This window comes from Butyricicoccus faecihominis (genome assembly GCF_014648015.1).
In the GTDB taxonomy this organism is placed as follows: domain Bacteria; phylum Bacillota; class Clostridia; order Oscillospirales; family Butyricicoccaceae; genus Agathobaculum; species Agathobaculum butyriciproducens.
In genome coordinates this window covers 239,275-258,971 of record NZ_BMQH01000001.1, presented here as the reverse complement: position 1 = coordinate 258,971, position 19,697 = coordinate 239,275, and the positions used below count along the sequence as shown (strand labels likewise).

Sequence of the window (19,697 nt, the reverse complement as noted above, 5' to 3'; positions counted from 1 at the left end):
TCAATTTCGCATTATTGCAATAACAGATTGCTTCTTCCATGAATGGTAATATTATCATCAAACTTTTGGAAGAACTATAAATGTCCGAGGTGCCTTTGATTTCGACAAAAAAACAGGCTGAATTGTTACAAAGCTCGGACATTTCAAAAATTTTTTGAGAAATGGCGAAAAAAGCGGGGCAGCACACGCCGCCCCGCCGATCCCATACGGTTATTCCATCGCCCGCATTTGTTCGATCAGGGATTGCTTTTTCTGTCTGCGGATTGTCCATACAGACAAGATCAGTTCCATTCCGAACAATACCAGAATGAACAGTCCCATTTCCAAAACCGGGAATTTGTAAGGCACTACATTTCCGGCAAAAGCTCCTATACTCATTTTTCTGCAAGCAAAGATGGAAGCCGGAAGCCCAACGATCAGCGTCGCCAATGTTGCAAAGAGCGCATAGCACAGCCCCTCACAGATGTTCATTTCACATAGCTGTTTTTGTGTTAGGCCGATAGAACGCAGAATACTGTTTTCCTGCTTTCGGGCTATCTGGTTAGAGAGTGTCGTATTGATAAGGTTGATAACGCCAAAGAGAAATACCAACCATGAAAGTATCTCCATACTGCCAAACGCAAAAGAATTTGTCATTTCTTCATATTCAATCACTGTATTGATTTCATCTAAGGCAATATTACTATGGCTGGCAACAATATTTTTCAATTCAGCTCCCACATAGTCCGTTTTTTTCGGATCGTTTACAATGCTCCATGAATAGTCGAAAGAAGCGATTTCCGGGTGCAGTTCATGGAACAATGCTTCTGGTGCGAAAAAGAGTACTCCATCGAGGGCCAGTTTTCCATGCCCGGAAGGCGTCTTGTTGGAATCAAACAATCCTGATACAGTGACGGAAACAGGCGGTTGCCCCTCTCCAAAATAAAAGTCAACTGTTGAACCAACACCCATATCCTCATTCTGCTTTAGCACATTATAGTCAATTACAATACTACGGGAATCTTTTGGCATCGTTCCTGCTGTCAGAGCCGCTTCAACTGTTGCATAATTCTGGTCGGTCAGCATATCACACATACCACCGCTTTGGTAAATGTCCGTCTTAAGGGTTGCATAGAGAGATTGTCTGCTTGGAATTATATCTGTAACACCATCAATAGATAAGATTTCCTGTTTTAATTCTTCATTCAACGGATTTCCCGCTGCCATAACCTTTTCTTCTGTCATTTCAGAATCCAAATAAATTTTATAGTCGCCGTCCGGGAAAAACCGTCTTGCAAGCGCCTCTGGAGAACGCAGCAAAACAATGGAGGATACCACAAGCAGAATAATTCCGCCCAAACTCAATGAGGCTACAATAGCAACGGTCTTTTTTCGGTCACGCTTAAAATTCGCAATTCCCATTGAAACAGGATTGAGCTTGATATTCTTTTTTCGGCTTCGGATGTCCTTTTGTGCCGGGGTAAAACGGACGGCTTCAATCGGGGAAATCCCTGCCGCAATTTTTATCGGCTTACGGATGGAAACAGATACCATGATCCAACTGCTTATGAGTGTCAAAATAATCGTTGCCACATAGGAAACAGCATTAAATCCCTTGGGAAACAAAAGAAAACCGCCGCATACACCCAGCACTGTACCAATCAAAATCCCGATACTGCCGAGTTTACGCCCCTCCCGCTTTACAATCCGCTTGATTTGCTTTGGCGTTGCACCAATCGTCCGAAGCTGCCCGTAGCTCTTGATTTTGTCATTGATGGAGATACGGAAGATACTCTGGATCACAATATAGCCGCCGATCAGAACAATGGCAATCACGCCAGCCATCAGTGCAAAATCAAAGGATTTAGAAGCATAGGCAAAATACTTGCTGTTCATTTTGGGCATAGGAAGCTGATATTCCTCCGCAATCTCCCTGCAATAAGAGGTCATCAGTTCTTCGCCCAACTGGTCGCTGTTTTTGAAATGGACATAGGCGCGATAGCCAGTCGGGTCAAACCCTTTCCATCCTGTCAGGGCAGCGTTGGAAAGAATGATAGCGCAGGTATTCGCTTCTTTTTCATTTACGCTGTCCATAATGCCGGTAACGACATAATCACCATGAAAACTCTCTGTATCTAAGGTCACAGTGTCCCCGATCTTGGCATTGTTTCCATAGGTGGAAAGAAAGTATTCGCTTACAACAACTTCATTTGCTTTTTCAGGAACCCGGCCCTCTAACAACTCCATCTGCGCCTTGGTAATCTCCATCATTTGCGCGTCGCAATACACATAAGACGCATGATAGCCCTGTTCTGAAAGCTCCTCACCCAGCATATAGTAGCCGCCTACGCGCTCAAACTCCGGCAGTCCTTTCAGGGTTTCAATGTCGTTTTCCTCTACGCCCAGCCAGACCGCCTCATAAGTATCGACAACCTGATTGCGCTGCATTTGTGTCAGGGAGGTAGACACAATTCCCGTAAAGCAGATCAGAAATGCCGCCAGCGCAACGGCAATCACCACCATCAGATTCCGGCGCTTCTCGCTTTGCAAACTTTTCTTTGCCAGCTTCTTTGTAATGGCGCTGGTATCATTCTCAAAAGGCCATGTCATAGCCTGCCACCTCCTTACTCCACAATCTTGCCGTCCTCAATGCGGACAATCCGATCTGCAAGACGGGCTATGTCGTCATTGTGGGTAATCATCACAACAGTTTGCCGGAACTCTGCACTGGTGCGCTTGATAAGCCCCAGCACCTCGGCGCTGGTCTTGCTGTCAAGGTTGCCGGTCGGCTCGTCGGCCAGCACAATAGCCGGTTTGGTAATCAGGGCGCGTGCGATAGCCACACGCTGCTGCTGGCCGCCGGAAAGATTGTTCGGCATATTTTTCAGTTTATCTTCCAGCCCCAGCAGGTGAACGATCTCGTCCAAAAACTTCTGATCCACCGTGTCCCCGTCCAGCTCCACCGGCAGGACGATGTTCTCATACACATTCAGGATAGGAACAAGGTTATAGTTCTGGAAGATAAAGCCGATGTTGCGGCGGCGGAAGATGGTAAGCTGTTCGTCGTTCATTTTCGACAGCTCTTTGTCCCGGACAATCACATTGCCGGAAGTAGGGGTGTCCAGCCCGCCCATCATGTGAAGCAGGGTGGACTTGCCGCTGCCGGAGGTTCCCACAACGGCCACAAATTCGCCGTCATTTACAGAGAAGTTCACGCCGTCAAGGGCGCGGGTGATATTCGGCTCTGTACCGTAATACTTTTTCAGGTCGATAGTCTGTAAAATTCTCATACTCAAAACTCCTTTCAAGGCTTTCTGCCTGTTGATAAGGCTATTGTAAAACCCAAATGTCCGCGAAATGTTACAGCGGCCAAAAAATTTCATTGAAAATCGGGGGTGAAATGTTACAACGCTCGGACATTTCCGCCGAAAAACTGCCACTGGCAGCTTTATCGGCACACTGTTGCGAAAAGACTTACGGCGGGCAGCCGAGAATGACCGTCCGCCGCATTCTATTTTGTCGGCAGCATAATGGAAAATTCTGAACCCTTGCCCGGCTCCGAAACCACTTTGATATAGCCGCCTTGCCGCGTTACGATCTCGCGGGCCAGATACAGGCCAATGCCCACGCCCTGCTGTTCGTGTACTTCTTCCTCACGATAGAAGCGCCGGAAGATGGCAGCCTGATTGCTTTCGGAAATGCCCTTGCCGGTGTCGGTCACTTTGACCTCCACATACATTTCCCACAGCACCACTGACACGGCGATTTTCCCGCCTGCCGGGGTGTACTTCACTGCATTGTCCAGCAGGTTAAAGAGGGCTTCGGATGTCCACTTGCTGTCATGGAAAACGGTCAAATCCTCCGGGCAGTCCACGGACACAGCGATTTCCTTTTTCTCCGCTGCATACACAATCCCACTCATGGCCTGCGCCACGGTATCAAAGAGGCGACCCGGTTTCTTATCCAACTGGATCACGCCCGTTTCCAGCCGTGAGGTTTTCACAAGGGCCTGAAAGAGAAAGTCCAGCTTATCCGTCTGGCTGCGGATTCCCCGGATAAAGTCGGTGCGCTCCGCCTCGGTCATGGGCTTTTCCAGCAAGGTGTCCGTCGCCATTTTCAGATTGCTTACCGGCGTTTTCACCTGATGGGAAATATCCGATACAAGGGTCTGTAACTCCTGCCGTTCCTCGTCCACCCGGCGGCGGTTCTCCTGCATGATCTGGTAAAGCCTTGCCAGCCGGTGTCCGATTCTGGCAAGCTGGGTTTCGCTGTCCTCTGGCCGCTGGGGCGCTTCATTCCCGGCGATCATGTGGTCTAAGGTCTGGCACAGGTCAGCGGTAAACTGCGACAGCCGCTTTCCAAACGCCTGCGTCAGTACAAAAATCCCCACAAGGGCGCACAGCAGCAGCGTCCCGCCTGTCAGCAGCACCGCAATCTGTTTTGTCACAAGAAACAGGGCTATGGTGATCCCGGACATGGAGAGGACAAGCTCCATTGCCACCCGGCCAAACAGCCGCTTTACCGAGAGGTTTTGAAACTTCATTTTACCTCGCCTCCCGTCCATTGATACCCCATGCCGTAAACGGTCTTGATGTAGGGTGCGCCGCCGTCGGCTTCAATCTTGCTGCGAATACGGCTGATGGAGGTTGTCAGGGTGTGTTCGTCCACAAACCGCTCGTCTATATCCCACAGCTTTTCCAAAAGCTGCCCACGGGTCAGCACTTGCCGGGGATTTTTACGAAACAGGTTCAGCATTTTGTACTCCATCGGGGATAGAGTCAGGGGCTTGCCGTTTAAGGAAGCCGTCTGCTCCGAGAAGTCCAGAAACAACCGCCCGTCGTCGTAAATGTCCTTGGCCGGTTTGTGGTGTTCCAGCATGGCGAACATGGCTTTGATTTTTCGCTGCAAGGCCCCGATCACAAAGGGCTTTGTGATGTAGTCCACCGCGCCCACCTCATAGCCCCGTATCTGGTCGCTCTCCTGATCGTTGGCGGTCAGGAATATTACGATGGTGTCCGGGTGCTGGGGCTTTATCAGCTTGCACAGTTCAAAACCGTTCCCGTCCGGCAGGTTGATGTCCAGCAGCACTAAATCAAATTCCCGCTGGCGGATGGCTTCGGCTGCGGTTCTGGCATTTAGGGCAGAAGTCACGCCGTAGCCGTCTGCGGTCAGGTTATAGTCTAACATCTTATTCAAAAAACTGTCGTCCTCGACAATTAAAATCTGCTCCATATTCTCACTTCCTTTGCTTTTTGCAGATAGTATAACAGGCAAATGTCCGAGAATTGTTACAAGGACAAATATATTTATCATTTTACAGCTTTTTTATGTGTACTGCAATTTTATAAAAGAAAGGACAGCAGTATCATCAAATTGCTGTCCTTGCGGTTTATTATAGCTGGTAGTGTATAAGCGTGGGTTCATCATATTTGGTGTGGTATCTTTAACTATGGGAAACTCCGCGCTCCCATTTGGATACCGCCTTGTCGCTGACGCCAAGCTGTTCAGCCAGCGCAAGCTGTGTCAGTCCCAGTTTTGTCCGCATTGTACGGATTAGTCTGCCGGTTTTTACCTGATCCATTCGGATCACCTCCCTTGCGTTCTATTATACGGAAAACAGAGGAGAATACAATGAACGCTCCGTAGAGTTGCGGAAAATTGAGAATGGAGAATTAACGTAAGAGCGAACCTGCGGCATCCTGCTCCCAAAGCAGGCGCACTGCAAGCATAAGGTGAAAGCCGCGGCTCCTTTATGCGGTATTGCCATAAAAATCCCGCGTGAAATTCAACGCGGGATTTGTTATCTTATCGGAAGACAGACTGCGGAAACGCTTCCGGGTCGGCTGCCTTTGCGGCGGCATCGTCGATGCGGACCTCTCCGCTGCGGACGAGTTCCCCGAGCGAATCGTCCATCAGCATCATACCCTGATTGCGGCCGGTCTGCATGGTGCTGATGAGCTGATACGACTTGTTTTGGCGGATCAGGTTGCGCACGGCAGGGGTGCCGGTCAGAATCTCAAATGCAGCTACGCGGCCACCCATGGTGCGCGGTACGAGCGTCTGGCAGACAATGCACTCAAGCACCTCGGCAAGCTGAATGCGAATCTGCTCCTGCTGCTCCGGCGGGAATACGTCTACGATACGGTCGATCGTACCGGCAGCCCCCTTGGTGTGCAGTGTGCCGAATACAAGGTGTCCGGTCTCGGCAGCCGTGATAGCGGTCGAAATGGTCTCCAGATCGCGCATCTCACCGACGAGAATAACGTCCGGGTCCTGCCGCAGAGCCGCCCGCAGACCGCTTGCGAAGCTGTCCGTGTCCGCGCCGATTTCGCGCTGGTTGATCATTGAGCGGATGCGCGGGTGTACATACTCGATCGGGTTTTCGAGCGTGATGATATGGCGTGCCGCGGTGCGGTTGACGTGGTCGATCAGTGCCGCCAGTGTGGAACTTTTGCCGGAGCCGGTGGGACCGGTCACGATAACCAGTCCGCGCGGCTTTTCGGCCTGCTGTATAATGATATCCGGCAGGCGAAGCTGCTCCGCAGTCGGGATTTCCATCGGCAGCAGACGCAGCGCCAGCGCCGTGTGGTGCTGCTGGCGAAACAGATTGCAGCGCATGCGCACGGAATCGGCAAACGTCACTGCAAAGTCGGACTCGCCGATGGTTTTCAGCTCGTGCAGCTGATGCTCATCCGCAAGCTGCTGCGCCGCATCCTGCACATCCTGCTCGGTCAGAGGTACGTCACCGTGGGTACGCAGCTCACCGTCGATACGCAGCATCGGCGGGAGACCAACGGTCAAATGCACATCGGAGGTGTTTTTCTCCTTGGCGTAAAAAATCAGAGTTTGTAAATCGTACAAGGCGTGTCTCTCTCCTTGGTGTCCCAAAGCAGGGGACAGAGTTTATATGGGTATTGTACCGCAAATTGCCTGCCGCTGCAAGTAAGGATAAATGAAAACGGCTTCGGAAATCCGAAGCCGTTGAGATTGTTGGAACACTTCGTTCTTCTTTTGTTTGCGCGTGTTATTTCGGCGGGTCGTTTCCTTTATTTGAACTGCAGTGCGCTATGACTTCGTTCAGATAGACCGACATGCCTGTACACAGGACACCCTGTACCACACCTTCAAACAGAGCGGCTGCCCAGTTGCCGTAGCTGGCATAGCGCGATATGACCGACAGACAGGCCAGTCCAATCCCGCAGAACGTGAGTGCCAGAGGGATAAATTGATTGGGAAAACGCTGTATTGCCTTGAGTCCGCGTCCGATGCAGTATAAAACCGCCACCAGAACCGCGAAATCCGCCTTGATATACTGCGTCAGTTCTTCCATGGGTTCACCTCCCCTTAACAGCCTATGCGGAAAGAGAACGATGTTTGCCAAGGCATATCGCAGGGCGGCATGATCTCATGCCGCCGTTCGTAACGATCTGCACATACTTACAGGCGGCGAACCGGGGTCAGCCCACCCTGCATGATACGTTTATCGCTATCTACTCTTCACTCTCTGCAAGCTGGACTTGCAGATTTTAGTTTGCTGCTGTATAATACAATAGATTAGGAATGTTTACCGCCAAATAAAAGGCTGGAAAATATGGGAGATACGAAGATGAATACTGCTTCTATTCTGGGCGTGCAATTTCACGCTGTTACCAAGCAGCAGGCTGTTGAGCTTGCAATGAGCAAGATCCGTTCCCGGCAGAAGGGCTACGTTGTTACCCCGAATCCGGAGATCGTCGATCTCTGCCGCCATGACGAAAAATTCATGGGCGTTGTCAACCATGCGACGCTTGTCCTGCCGGACGGCATCGGCATCATCTATGCTGCGAAGATCCTCGGTGAAAAGCTGCACGGAAAGGTAGCCGGCATTGAATTTGCCGAGAGCCTTGTTGCCGCGATGGCCAAGGAGAACATGCGCCTGTATCTGCTGGGTGCGAAGCCCGGTGTTGCCGAAAAGGCAGGTGCAAACCTGTGTGCAAAGTATCCGGGACTGGTGCTCGCCGGCACGCATGACGGCTATTTCTCTGACCCGCAGGAGGTTGTTGACAGCATCAACGCCGCAGGCGGTGCGGATGTTGTGTTCGTCTGTCTGGGTGCGCCCAAGCAGGAGAAATTTATCGCGGACAACATGGACGATATCCACAGCACACTGTTCTGCGGTCTCGGCGGCTCGCTGGATGTGTTTGCAGGCGTTGCCAAGCGCGCGCCGGATATTTTCATCAAGCTGGGTCTGGAGTGGTTTTACCGCCTGCTCAAGCAGCCCAGCCGTATCGGCCGTATGATGAAGCTGCCGAAATTTCTGCTCATCGTTATCAAGGAGCGGCTGTTTGGCAGAAAGGGGAAGTGACAAGAATGAAAGTAAAACTGCTTGCTTACACGCCGGACCCGGAAAAGCTGGTCGCGGCTGCAGCAAAGAACTGCTATTCCTCCACGGACGTTGACAGCGTGCTGGATGGTCTGACCGAGGAAAAGACCGAGAGCTTTGTCAACATGCTTTCCGAGATCGGCCACGAAAGCCCGATCGAGCATGTGTCGTTCACCTTTGCAATTGAGGGTGTATCGCGTTCTCTGCTGGCGCAGATCACGCGCCACCGCATTGCATCGTTCTCGGTACAGAGCCAGCGCTATGTGCGTGAGAAGGGCTTTGAGTATGTTGTTCCGCCGGAGATTGATAAAATTCCGGCTGCCCGGGCAAAATTCATTCAGGCGATGGAGGACGATCAGCACACCTACGAGGAATTGACGGCCGCGCTGATGGAAGGCTACCTCAAGGAGCTGCTCGAGCAGGGCGTTCCGGAGAAGACCGCCCGCAGCAAGGCTGAAAAGCACGCCATTGAGGACGCACGCTACGTTCTGCCGAACGCCTGCGCGACCCGCATTGTCATGACGGCGAACGCCCGCAGCCTCAAGAACTTTTTCCGCCTGCGCTGCTGCAATCGCGCCCAGTGGGAGATCCGTGCGCTTGCCGAGGAGATGTACAGGCAGGTATACGCTGTTGCGCCGACGCTGTTCGGTCACTGCGGACCGGCCTGCGTGGACGGTGTCTGCACAGAGGGCAAAATGTCCTGCGGCAAGGCTGCAGAGGTGCGCGCGCACTATCAGACGCTGCGCGAGGGTAAGTAACCCTCAAATCAATCTTGCGAAAGGAATTATATGTTACCGTTTAGAGAAATTACCTTAGAAGATAAACCGATGGTCGAGCACTGCGGCTCGCATTACAACTATCATCTGTGTGAGCGCTGCTTTGTCGATCTTTTCATGTGGCGCAGCCACTACAATACGCAGATCTGCTTCAAAGACGGCTTTATGCTGGTGAAAATGTCTCCGTTGGACGGCGGACACGACTGCTATCTTGCGCCTGTCGGTCAGGGCGACCTCGGCGCTGCGCTGGATGCGCTCGAGCAGGATGCCGCTGAACGCGGTCTTCCGTTCGTCATTGTCTCGGTCGCTGAGCCGATGATCGAGCGTATCGAAGCCGTTCGTCCGGGCAAGTTCACGTTCGCGCATGACAGCGAGGACGGTGACGATTATATCTACCTCGCGGAAAAGCTGCGCACGCTGTCCGGCAAAAAGCTGCAGAGCAAGCGCAACCTCGTTAACCGCTTCAAGACCGCCTATGAGGGGCGGTGGAGCTACGAGGACATGACCCGGGAAAACAGCAAGGATGCGTTCGCCTTCCATGTGCACTGGTGCAACCTGAACGGCTGTGCACGCGAGCGCGACTTTGAGGGCGAGACCTGCGCAATCGTGCAGGCACTCCACAACTTTGACTACTTGAATTTGCGCGGCGGACTGCTCCGCTTGGACGGCGAGGTTATCGCGTTCACATTCGGCTGCAAGGCTACGCCGGATATGTTCGTGGTACAGATTGAAAAGGCCGACCACACGATTCAGGGCGCGTACCAGATGATCAACCAGCAGTTCGTACAGCGCAACTGCAATGATGTGGAATACGTCAACCGCGAGGAGGATCTGGGACTCGAGGGTCTGCGCAAGGCGAAGAAGTCCTATTATCCGGTGATGCGCGGCGTGAAATATGTGGCAACACCGAAAGGTTGATTGAAATGATGCGATTTGCCGAAAAAGGAGATTTTCCTGCCGTTCGCACCCTCTGGGAAACCTGTTTTCCGGATGAGGGCGGCTTCAATGACTACTTCTTCGCGCACTTCTATAAAGAGAAATATACGCTGCTGTATCTCGAGGGTGAAACGCTCGTGGCGATGGTGCAGATGCTCCCGTACCGCATGACGGTGGGCGGCGTATCCCGCGAGGTGACGTATATCTACGGCGCGTGTACCGACCCGGCGCACCGCCGCAAGGGGTATATGGCGCGGCTGCTCGAGCGCTCGTTCGAGCTGGACAGACAGGCGGAGCGTGTCGCGTCCGTGCTCATTCCGGCAGAAAAGTGGCTGTTTGATTTTTACAAACCGTTCGGCTACGAGCCGTTCTTCCATATTTCCCGCGGGGAGATTACCCGCACGGCAGGGGAGCGCGAAGCACCTCGGCGGCTGACCTCGGCGGATGTGCCTGCGCTGGCGGCGCTGTATGACAAACTGGTGCCGAAATGCCGCATCGAGCGGGACACGGCGTACTGGAACGCGCAGCTTGCGCTGTTCGACACGCTCGGTGCGGGCGTGTATGGCTGGTTCAAGGACGGAACGCTCACCGGCTATGCGTTCTGCTGGGAGGACAATGCGCAGGAGCTGCTCGGCGCAGGTGACGCGCAGCTGCAGGGGCTGCTGGACGTACTGCGGCGCGATATGCTCGCCGTGACGGAGATCGGCGCGGAAACCGCACTCGGCGTATGTAAATGGCATAACAAAGCGGACGAAACCGCTGGATATATGAATTTAATGCTCAACTGAAAGGTGTGACAAACATGGTATATGTATTACTGGCAGAGGGCTTCGAGGAAGTCGAGGCGTTGACTCCGGTCGATCTTCTGCGCCGCGCAGGCGTGGAGACCAGGCTGGTCGGTGTGACCGGTGCAACCGTGTGCGGTGCACGCGGCATCAATGTCGTAACCGACCTGTCCATGGACGAGCTTGACCTTGCAAAGGCCGATATGCTCGTTCTGCCGGGCGGCATGCCGGGCACGACCAATCTGTACGCGGACAAGCGCGTCACCGATGCGGTTCGCACGATGGCGGATGCAGGCAAGTACGTTGCGGCAATCTGCGCGGCTCCGTCCATCATTCTGGGCGGCATGGGCCTGCTCGAAGGCAAAAAGGCGACCTGCTATCCGGGCATGGAGGACGGCATGAAGGGTTCGACCCCGGAAAAGAAAAACGCAGTCACCGACGGGAAGATCATCACCGGCTGCGGCGTCGGCGGCGCACTGGATTTCGCGTGTGAGCTGATTACCGCGCTGTGCGGCAAGGCAAAGGCAGACGAGATCGCAGAGTCGGTCGTACATCATGTGTACGGATAAGAAAACGCTGCGGGGGCGCTATCTTGCCGAACGGGCAAGTCTGTCCGCCGTGGAAAAGCAGGCGATTGATCGCGCCATCGCACAGAACATTCTGCAAAGCGAGTTCTATCAGCAGGCAGAATGCATTTTCTGCTATGTTTCGACTGCTGAGGAGATTGACACCCGCATGGTACTCGAAAACGCGCTTGCGTCCGGCAGGACGGTCTGCGTGCCGCTGTGCGGCAAGGGCGGCAGCATGACCGCGCGGAAAATCACCGCGCTCTCTGAGCTGCAGACCGGTCACTACGGTATTCTGGAGCCGTCCGACACGGCGCCCGAGATTGCACCGGAGAACATCGACCTGATTCTTGCGCCTGCGCTCTCGTGCGACAGAAAAGGGTACCGTCTCGGCTACGGCGGCGGCTACTATGATCGGTTCCTCAGCCGGACAAACGCGGTCTGTGCGGCGCTGTGTGCCTCTCAGCGCATGAGCGCAACTCTGCCGCGCGAGGCGTTCGATCGCCGCTGTCATTACATTATCACCGAAAGAGAGGTGCTGCGCACCGATGAATCAAGATAAACGCACACTGCTGCCGGGCCTCAGCCTGTTTGTGTGCTTCTGCCTGCTGACAGGCATGGAAAAGCTGATCACACACTTCAATCTGCCTCCGTCGCTGATGGCGCTCGGTGAGATCGTGTGCTTCGGTCTGGCGCTTGCAATGGCGCTGCCCGGCATGGATCGGGAGCGCTTTAAGCAGCGGCTTGCATTCAAAATGCCGCGTAAGGGCGGCTGGCTGCTCATCCTGTTTATGGGCGCGGCGACCGCATTTGCCGCCCTCAGCCTGAACATGCTGGAATACCGTCTGCTGGCGCATACCGGTCTCCGGCTGACGATTGCATCCCTGCCGATGCCGCTCGGCGGTATGTCGTTTGCATGGCGGCTGCTGATCGGCGTTGTGATAGCAGCTCTGGTCGAGGAGATCTATTTACGCGGTGCGCTGTTCAGCGTATACGGTGAAGAAGTCGGTACCTCGGCGTGCCTGCTGTTCGGCGGCATCGTGTTCGCACTGCTGCACGGCAGTCCGCTTGATCTGGCGGCAGGATTCTGCGCCGGTCTGGCGTTTACCTATCTGACCTATGTGTTTGATACCATATGGGCGGCGGTGCTTTCCCATGCTGCGGCGGCTTTTGTCACCGTGTTGATGCAGTGGATGGCAGATACCTATGCACCGTTTGGCATTTGGAACATCCTGCTGCCGCTGACTGTGCTCTTTTTCCTGCTGTTTGCGTTCTTAACGTTGGACACGCTGGGGAAAATGCTGGCGCGCGGTTCCATTCCGCGCTTTGAGGTCAGCGCCGGCTGGTACGACCTGTGGCTGCTGGTGAAAGAGCCCGGATTTATTGTGTTCGCGCTGGCATTTGCCGGTAAAATCATTCTGAATTACTGGATCGGCTGAGGCTGACCCGCAGAGAGGTGAATTATGGATAATCATTTTAACAACGATGAAACGCGGCGTGTACCGCTGCCGGGCTCGGAACCCCCGGTGCCTGAGCAGTTCACGCCGGAGCATTTCGATGACGATCGAGAGCCGCAGCCGCCGCAGAAGCAGCCCAGACGCCGCCGCAGCCGCCGCCGGATGAACGCAGGCTGTGCAGGCTCGATGGTGTACATGATCGCAGTAGTCGGCGTTTCGCTGGTGCTGTCGATTGCAGCGCTGTTCATGGCAAACGACATTTTTGCCTTTGTCAAGGCAGATGCGGTCAAGGAGATTACGGTTTCGGAGAACACCTCGGTATCCTCGCTCGCTAAGGAACTGGACGACCAGGGCGTTATCAATTATCATTCGGTGTTCAAGCTGTATCTGAAGCTCAAGCACCAGACCGATACCTCGGTTCTGGCAGGTGCGTATCAGCTGAACCCGTCGATGGACTACGGTCAGATCGTAGACGCGCTGACCAACACTGCAAGCACAGAGACCGTGCAGATTACCATCCCGGAGGGTTATTCCATCTCGCAGATCCGTCAGGTGCTGCTGGACAACCATATCTGCACCGAGGATGCACTGGATGAGGTGCTGAATGAATATTCCTTCAAGCACGATTTCCTTGAGGATGAAAAACCGGCCGCGGAAGGCTGGCTGGAAGGCTATCTGTTCCCGGATACCTATGAGGTATACAAGGGCAACGCTGCGGTTGTCGATACCATCAACAAGATGCTCAACAACTTCGGCAACAAGTATGACGCGGACATCAAGTCCGGCGCGGAGAATCTCGGCCGCTCGATGCACGATATTGTCACGATCGCCTCTCTCATTGAGCGTGAGGCACAGCGTGACGATGAGCGCGCACGCATTGCGGGCGTTATCTATAACCGTCTGAACAATTCCTCCGAGTTCCCGTATCTGCAGGTGGATGCATCCGTTCTGTATGGTCTGGGACGCACCGGCGGCAAGCTGAGTGACGAGGATCTCAAATCGGATTCCGAGTACAACCTTTACAACCACAAGGGTCTGCCGCCCGGACCGATCTGCAACCCGGGTTATGCTTCGCTGTACGCAGCAAGCCATCCGGAGGACAACAATTACTACTATTACGTTGCTATGCCGGACGGCTCGCACCTGTTTGCAAGCAGCTATGAGGAGCACGAGCGCAACATCGAGGCTTCCAATCAGGCACAGGCGCAGGCTGCAAGCGCTTCGGCAGACACGACGACAACGGAGGCAACCGGTGAATAACACACCTGAATTACTGTCGCCCGCAGGCGATCTGGACAAAATGCGGTTTGGCATTGCCTACGGCGCGGATGCGGTCTATATGGCCGGAACGCGCTTCGGCATGCGTGCCGCTGCAACCAACTTTGACGATAATGCGCTGCGCGAGGGCATTGCCTACGCGCATGCGCACGGCGTCAAGTGCTACATTACAGTCAATATTATGCCGTCCAACCGCGACCTTCCGGCGCTTCCGGCCTATCTGGAGCTGCTGCAGGACGCAGGCGCGGACGCACTCATCATCGCGGATGTAGGCGTGCTGCGCATGGCGCGCAGATACGCGCCCAAGGTTCCGGTGCACATCTCGACCCAGACCAGCATCCTTAACCACGAGGCGGCAAACTACTGGGCGGATGAAGGCGCCGAGCGTATCGTGCTTGCGCGTGAGCTTTCTCTTGAGGAGATCGCCGAAATCCGTGCCAAAACCCCGAAGGAACTCGAGATTGAGGCCTTTGTTCATGGTGCCATGTGCATTTCGTACTCCGGCCGCTGCCTGATCTCGCAGTACATGACCGGCCGCGACGCCAACCACGGCGCATGTGCACAGCCGTGCCGCTGGAATTATTCTCTGATGGAGGAGAAGCGTCCGGGGCAGTTCTTCCCGGTCGAGGAGGACGGACGCGGCACCTACCTGTATAACTCCAAGGATATGTGCATGATCGAGCACGTTCCGGAGCTGATCGAGGCCGGTATTACCTCGTTCAAGATTGAGGGCCGCAACAAAACTGCGTACTATGCAGCCTGTGTCACCGGTGCATACCGTGCCGCGATTGACACCTATAAAAAGGACCCGGAAAACTTCGTTCTGCCGCAGTTCTGCCGCGATGAGGTCAATAAGGTCAGCCACCGCGAGTATTACACCGGCTTCTACTTCGGCAATCAGGAAAACGGACAGCATTACGGCGACAGCCAGTATATCCGCGAGTACGAGGTTGTCGGCATGCCGGTCGAGTGTGACGACAGCGGCAAAGCCGTGTTCGCACTCAAGAACCGCTTTTTCGACGGGGAAGAGCTGGAGCTGATCCAGCCGGGTCAGGCGCCGTATGTGTTCCGCGCGGAGAACGTCACCGATGACGAGGGCACGAAGCGTGAGCTGTTCAACGTGCCGCAGATGCGCGTACACTTTGTGTTCCCGTTCAAGGTCAGCGAGTGGGCCATTTTGCGGAAGGCCAAAGAAAGACCGGAGTAAACAAACAGTGAGGAGTTAGGAGGCAGGAGTTTTCCTGCCTTCAGCTCTCTCGCAGGGGCGCACAGTGTGCGCCCTTTTTCTTTATCCGTTGCAGGCCGCTGGGACGGGCACACACTGTGCGCCCCTGAGGAAAACGTTCATCATTGTCCACTCCTATCTTCTCACTCCTGCCTCCTAACTTTTTGAACGGTTGCAACCTTTCCTAAAGTGTGGTATCATTACAATTAAGTATGGAAACCTTTCGGGGTGAATTGAACCGAAAAATTCTAAGCAAGGGAAGTATATACATGAGCGATAACCAGAAAAAAACGATTTTCTCCGGCGTGCAGCCGTCCGGCAAGCTGACGCTGGGTAACTATTTGGGTGCTATCCGCAATTTCCCGATCCTGCAGGAGCAGTACAACTGCATTTACTGCGTGGTCGATCAGCACGCCATCACGGTCCGGCAGGAGCCTGCGGCGCTCCGCCGTGCAACGCTTGAACTGATCGCGCAGTACATTGCCTGCGGTCTGGACCCGGAAAAGAGCATTCTGTTCATCCAGAGCCATGTGCCTGCGCATGCGGAGCTGGCGTGGGTGCTCAACTGCTTCACCATGTTCGGCGAGGCTTCCCGCATGACCCAGTTCAAGGACAAATCCGCCAAGCATGCGGACAACATCAATGTCGGTCTGTTCACCTATCCGGTTCTGATGGCGGCAGACATTCTGCTGTACCAGACCGATCTTGTTCCGGTTGGCGTGGACCAGAGCCAGCACATCGAGATCTGCCGCGACATTGCAAACCGCTTCAACAATCTGCATCCGAACACCTTTACCATTCCGGAGGGCTACTACCCGAAGGTTGGCGAGGGTGCCAAGATTACCAGCCTGGTTGACCCGAACAGCAAAATGAGCAAGTCCGACCCGAACCCGAACGGCTATATCCTGCTGATGGACAAGCCGGAGGACATTATGCGTAAGTTCAAGCGTGCGGTTACCGACTCGGATTCCCGCATCATCTTTGACCCGCAGAACAAGCCGGGTGTTTCCAACCTGCTGCAGATTTACGCTCTGGCGACCGGTAAGACCATCGAACAGGCAGCAGCCGAGTTTGACGGCAAGGGCTACGGTGAGTTCAAGCCCGCAGTCGGCGAGGCCGTTGTCGAGCTGCTGCGTCCGATTCGTGAAAAGACCACCGATCTGCTGAACAACAAGGATTATCTGGAGCAGGTCTACAAGGAGGGCGCACAGAAGGCCTCCTATCTGGCGCGTAAAACGCTGGATAAGGTTTATCGAAAGGTAGGCTTTGTCGCACGCTGAGCCAAAAGGGAGTAAACCATGTCTGAATATATTGTTATCGGCACGATCATTGCAGCGTTTGCCGTAGCTGCCGTGCTGAGCTATTTTTTCACACCGCCGGTCAAGAACTTTGCACACAAAGTCGGCGCGATCGACGTGCCGAAGGATGCACGCCGCATGCACAAAAAACCGATCCCGCGGCTGGGCGGTCTGGCCATTTACGGCGGCTTCCTGTGCTCGATTCTGATTTTCGGGCAGCTTGATGAGACCATGCTGTGCGTCCTGCTCGGAGCGGCCATCATTGTCGCACTCGGCATTTTCGATGATGTGCTGGCGCTCGGCGCCAAGCTCAAATTCGTGGTGCAGATTGTGGCGGCAGCTATTCCGGTCTGCATCGGCGATCTGCAGATTGGTCTGTTCACCAATTTGAATCCGCTGTCGGATACGCCGTTTGTCCATCTCGGCATTCTGGCAGTGCCGGTCACGATTATCTGGATTGTCGGTATCACGAATGCGGTAAACCTGATTGACGGTTTGGACGGACTTGCGGTCGGTGTTTCGTCTATTGCGGCGATTACCATGCTTGCTGTTGCGCTGCTGACCGGCAACATGCCGATTGCCATCACGATGGCGGCGCTCGCCGGCGCGTGCATCGGCTTTATGCCGTACAACCTCAACCCAGCTAAGATCTTCATGGGCGACACCGGCTCGACCTTCCTCGGCTACATGCTGGCGACCGTGTCCATCATGGGTCTGTTCAAATTCTACGCAGTCATCTCGTTTGCGGTGCCGTTCCTGATTCTCGGTCTGCCGATTTTTGATACAGCCAACGCCATCATCCGTCGTGTGGCGGCAGGCAGAAGTCCGATGAGTCCGGACCGCGGCCATGTGCATCACAAGCTGATCGACATGGGCTTCAACCAGAAGCAGGCGGTTGCTATCCTGTACGCTATCAGCGCAACACTCGGCCTGACTGCCGTGGTGCTCACCTCGTCCGGCGAGGTTAAGGCGATCGTGCTGCTGCTGGCGGTTCTGGCCGCGATTCTGGTAGGCGCAGGCATCATTTACGGTGCGGAACACTGGAGCAAACACGCTCCCGAAAACAAGGAGGATAAAGACGATGAATAAAATCAAGGTAATGACGGTTTTCGGCACCCGCCCGGAGGCCATTAAGATGGCGCCGCTGGTGCACGCGCTTGAGCAGAATGAAAACACCGAATCCATTGTGTGTGTTACCGCGCAGCACCGTGAGATGCTCGATCAGGTGCTCGATATTTTCGATATTAAGCCGGATTATGACCTGAACATCATGCAGCCGCGTCAGACGCTGGCGACCATCACCGAGAAGAGCCTGCACGGTCTGGATGAGGTGCTCGAAAAGGCACAGCCGGACATCGTGCTCGTCCACGGTGATACCTCGACCACCTTTGCTGGTGCGCTTGCGGCGTTCTATCACAAGGTGCCGGTCGGCCATGTAGAGGCCGGTCTGCGTACCTACGATAAGTACAGCCCGTTCCCGGAGGAGATGAACCGCAAGCTGACCGGTCAGATTGCAACGCTGCATTTTGCGCCGACTCCGCGCAACCGTGATAATCTTGCGAAGGAAGGTATCACAGACGGCGTGTTTGTCATGGGCAACACGGTTGTTGACGCGATCCACATGACCGTAAAGCCGGATTTCGAGTTCCGTGATGAGCAGCTCAAAACGCTGGACTTCGAGAACAACCGCGTTGTCCTCGTTACCGCGCACCGCCGCGAGAACTACGGCGAGCCGATGGAGAATATCTGCCGCGCCATTGCCGAGCTGAGCGAGGCATACCCGGATGTACATTTCGTTTATCCGGTGCACCTCAGCCCGTATGTCCGCGAGACTGCGGAGAAATTCCTCGGCGGCAATAACCGCATTCACCTCATCCATCCGCTGGCCGTGGACGAGATGCATAACCTGATGGCACGCTGCTATCTCATCATGACCGACTCCGGCGGACTGCAGGAGGAGGCGCCCAGCCTCGGCAAGCCGGTTCTGGTGCTGCGCCGCGAGACCGAACGTCCGGAGGCCATCGAGGCAGGTACGGTCAAGCTGGCAGGCGTGGAGCAGGCTAATATCGTTAAACTCGCGCGCGAGCTGTTCGACGATAAGGACGCTTACGCAAAAATGGCGCACGCTGTCAATCCGTACGGCGACGGAAAGACCTCGCAGCGTATCGTGCAGGCGATCGAGCAGTATTTTGGTCTGCGCGAGGACGGTCCGGCTCCGTTTAACCCGTGAAACCCGTAAAAAAAGAGAAGCACACACCGAAACACTATCTGCCGGACACTACGCCGAAGATTGCGGCTGCGGGCGCTACTGTGCTCGTGCTGTTGGTGGTGCTCAGCTTTGTGCTGTCCTCCAGCTGGATGCACGGCAGCAGCACCGGCATTATCCTGCCCGGCAGTGAGGGCGATTCGCCAACGGTTGGCACAGGCAGTGCGCTGCTCACCGGGCAGAGTGTGGATGATATTACCATTGATGTCAATAACGCCAAGACCGTCATTGCGACGCTCGCACGTCCGGCGGCATACAGCAGCAGGATCGAGAACACGATCTACTATGATGGCGGCTCGGCGACTCTGTACTGCCATCGCTATGCGCGGGATAATGTTATGCGCACGGATACACTCGGCAGTGACAATCAGGTGCAGTCTACGCTGATTCGCGTTCCGGACGGCAAGGTGTATGCGTGGAATGCAGGGGACAGCACTGCTTATCAGGGCAAAGCCGGCGATTTAACCGATGACGCAACTGCTATGCTGCCGACGTACGAGGATGTTCTGGCTGACGAAGTACAGTTGACTGCTGCCGGTCGGCAGGACATTAACGGTGAACCGTGTATTGCCGTTACGTTTGAGCAGGACGGCTACCGCTGCGTATATGCCGTTTCAACGGTCAGCGGTCTGCTGGCGCAGGCGTCGTTCTATGACGGCGATACGCTGACGCGCAAAGTCACCGTCAGCGAGCTCAGCACGGAAACGCCGGACAGCGAATTGTTTACGCTGCCGGACGGCGAAAGCGTTATATAGAAAAAGTGGAGAGT

Annotated in this window: 20 protein-coding genes; 13 read left to right on the top strand and 7 right to left on the bottom strand. The window is 54.7% G+C overall.

The annotated features are described in order from the left end of the window. Positions 1 to 210: 210 nt before the first annotated feature. From IEY11_RS01115 to IEY11_RS01085, 7 genes are all read right to left on the bottom strand, one after another. Complete coding sequence (locus IEY11_RS01115; RefSeq protein WP_055201186.1) at positions 211 to 2,589, bottom strand: ABC transporter permease; 2,379 nt, start codon at positions 2,587 to 2,589, stop codon at positions 211 to 213. Between the two features lie 14 nt (positions 2,590 to 2,603). Next, entirely contained in the window at positions 2,604 to 3,269 is a 666-nt protein-coding gene (locus tag IEY11_RS01110; RefSeq protein WP_009296631.1) for an ABC transporter ATP-binding protein, read from the bottom strand. Positions 3,270 to 3,490: 221 nt separating this feature from the next. Beyond that, positions 3,491 to 4,522, bottom strand: a complete 1,032-nt coding sequence (locus IEY11_RS01105; protein WP_005936000.1) for a sensor histidine kinase — start codon at positions 4,520 to 4,522, stop codon at positions 3,491 to 3,493. Then, positions 4,519 to 5,211 (bottom strand): response regulator transcription factor, encoded by a 693-nt coding sequence (locus IEY11_RS01100; protein WP_015533258.1) that lies wholly within the window; start codon positions 5,209 to 5,211, stop codon positions 4,519 to 4,521. Before IEY11_RS01100 ends, IEY11_RS01105 begins: the two co-directional genes overlap by 4 nt. Before the next feature lie 211 nt (positions 5,212 to 5,422). Continuing rightward, entirely contained in the window at positions 5,423 to 5,560 is a 138-nt protein-coding gene (locus IEY11_RS01095) for a helix-turn-helix domain-containing protein (RefSeq protein WP_118667830.1), read from the bottom strand. 224 nt (positions 5,561 to 5,784) lie between these two features. Then, entirely contained in the window at positions 5,785 to 6,840 is a 1,056-nt protein-coding gene (locus IEY11_RS01090; RefSeq protein ID WP_188885513.1) for a type IV pilus twitching motility protein PilT, read from the bottom strand. Between the two features lie 163 nt (positions 6,841 to 7,003). Then, positions 7,004 to 7,309, bottom strand: a complete 306-nt coding sequence (locus IEY11_RS01085) for a phage holin family protein (protein ID WP_188885512.1) — start codon at positions 7,307 to 7,309, stop codon at positions 7,004 to 7,006. A 276-nt stretch (positions 7,310 to 7,585) separates the two neighbouring features. On the opposite strand from IEY11_RS01085, the gene IEY11_RS01080 reads away from it, so the two are divergent. From IEY11_RS01080 to IEY11_RS01020, 13 genes are all read left to right on the top strand, one after another. Continuing rightward, complete coding sequence (locus tag IEY11_RS01080; RefSeq protein ID WP_117491714.1) at positions 7,586 to 8,323, top strand: WecB/TagA/CpsF family glycosyltransferase; 738 nt, start codon at positions 7,586 to 7,588, stop codon at positions 8,321 to 8,323. Positions 8,324 to 8,328: 5 nt separating this feature from the next. Further along, a complete protein-coding gene (gene thyX / locus IEY11_RS01075) occupies positions 8,329 to 9,099 on the top strand; it encodes an FAD-dependent thymidylate synthase (RefSeq protein ID WP_188885511.1) in 771 nt (256 codons plus the stop codon). A gap of 30 nt (positions 9,100 to 9,129) precedes the next feature. Then, a complete protein-coding gene (locus IEY11_RS01070; RefSeq protein WP_188885510.1) occupies positions 9,130 to 10,035 on the top strand; it encodes a DUF2156 domain-containing protein in 906 nt (301 codons plus the stop codon). Between the two features lie 5 nt (positions 10,036 to 10,040). After that, positions 10,041 to 10,841 (top strand): GNAT family N-acetyltransferase, encoded by an 801-nt coding sequence (locus tag IEY11_RS01065; protein ID WP_188885509.1) that lies wholly within the window; start codon positions 10,041 to 10,043, stop codon positions 10,839 to 10,841. 14 nt (positions 10,842 to 10,855) lie between these two features. After that, positions 10,856 to 11,407, top strand: a complete 552-nt coding sequence (locus tag IEY11_RS01060) for a DJ-1 family glyoxalase III (protein ID WP_118481238.1) — start codon at positions 10,856 to 10,858, stop codon at positions 11,405 to 11,407. Then, the gene (locus tag IEY11_RS01055; protein WP_188885508.1) at positions 11,394 to 11,966 is read left to right on the top strand and encodes a 5-formyltetrahydrofolate cyclo-ligase; all 573 of its coding nucleotides are present in this window, start codon (positions 11,394 to 11,396) and stop codon (positions 11,964 to 11,966) included. The genes IEY11_RS01060 and IEY11_RS01055 overlap by 14 nt, the downstream gene beginning before the upstream one ends. Next, complete coding sequence (locus IEY11_RS01050; RefSeq protein WP_188885507.1) at positions 11,953 to 12,843, top strand: CPBP family intramembrane glutamic endopeptidase; 891 nt, start codon at positions 11,953 to 11,955, stop codon at positions 12,841 to 12,843. Before IEY11_RS01055 ends, IEY11_RS01050 begins: the two co-directional genes overlap by 14 nt. 24 nt (positions 12,844 to 12,867) lie before the next feature. Then, entirely contained in the window at positions 12,868 to 14,121 is a 1,254-nt protein-coding gene (gene mltG / locus IEY11_RS01045; protein WP_188885506.1) for an endolytic transglycosylase MltG, read from the top strand. Further along, positions 14,114 to 15,346, top strand: a complete 1,233-nt coding sequence (locus IEY11_RS01040; RefSeq protein WP_243183926.1) for a peptidase U32 family protein — start codon at positions 14,114 to 14,116, stop codon at positions 15,344 to 15,346. Before mltG ends, IEY11_RS01040 begins: the two co-directional genes overlap by 8 nt. Before the next feature lie 287 nt (positions 15,347 to 15,633). Then, positions 15,634 to 16,644, top strand: a complete 1,011-nt coding sequence (gene trpS / locus IEY11_RS01035; RefSeq protein WP_110436847.1) for a tryptophan--tRNA ligase — start codon at positions 15,634 to 15,636, stop codon at positions 16,642 to 16,644. Between the two features lie 18 nt (positions 16,645 to 16,662). Continuing rightward, positions 16,663 to 17,751, top strand: a complete 1,089-nt coding sequence (locus IEY11_RS01030; protein WP_188885504.1) for an MraY family glycosyltransferase — start codon at positions 16,663 to 16,665, stop codon at positions 17,749 to 17,751. Further along, complete coding sequence (gene wecB, locus IEY11_RS01025; RefSeq protein ID WP_119191094.1) at positions 17,744 to 18,892, top strand: non-hydrolyzing UDP-N-acetylglucosamine 2-epimerase; 1,149 nt, start codon at positions 17,744 to 17,746, stop codon at positions 18,890 to 18,892. Before IEY11_RS01030 ends, wecB begins: the two co-directional genes overlap by 8 nt. After that, entirely contained in the window at positions 18,889 to 19,683 is a 795-nt protein-coding gene (locus IEY11_RS01020) for a hypothetical protein (protein WP_188885503.1), read from the top strand. Before wecB ends, IEY11_RS01020 begins: the two co-directional genes overlap by 4 nt. Positions 19,684 to 19,697 lie beyond the last annotated feature (14 nt).